This is a genomic window from Carboxydothermus pertinax, from assembly GCF_001950255.1.
GTDB lineage: Bacteria > Bacillota > Z-2901 > Carboxydothermales > Carboxydothermaceae > Carboxydothermus > Carboxydothermus pertinax.
Window position 1 is genome coordinate 1 of the sequence record NZ_BDJK01000054.1, and the last position, 524, is coordinate 524.

At 42.0% G+C, this 524-nt stretch carries 1 protein-coding gene; it reads right to left on the reverse strand.

Annotated features, from left to right (window positions below):
- Positions 1 to 138: 138 nt before the first annotated feature.
- A partial coding sequence (locus cpu_RS09955; protein ID WP_143299318.1) for a transposase occupies positions 139 to 524 on the reverse strand: 386 nt, incomplete at its 5' end.

Consider the following 524-nt stretch of genomic DNA (forward strand, 5'->3'; position numbering starts at 1 on the left):
AAGACCTACGGTAATATGTCAAGACCATGAGGTCAAAAATTTTCGAAGTTAAGACTTAAAAAAGGCAATAGAAAACCGTCCTGAATCCAAGCAATATGGAAACAAGCAACAAAAATGGAAATTAGGATTTAAAAAATATTAAGCAAGATTCCTCCTTTGCCCCTTGGGCAGATAGAGTTGGTTGCTGCGCAGCAGAGCATCAACCATACGCACTAATTTACGTGCGGTAAGGACTAAAGCACGGCGATGATAGTGAGTTTTGCTTTCCCGGAATTTACGGGAGTAGAACTCCCGGTATTCAGGCTCGTACTGACGAACAGAATTAGCAGCCTGAATTAAGTAATAACGCAAATAAGCGTTACCGGTTTTAGTAAGTGGCGTAGTATCAGCTTCAAATTCACCTGACTGATGCTCACGCCAAGTTAAGCCGGAAAATTTAGCTAAAGCTGAATCATTAGGGAAACGGTGGATATCACCAATTTCAGCAATAATACCGGCGCAGATAACTGGACCAAGGCCAGGTA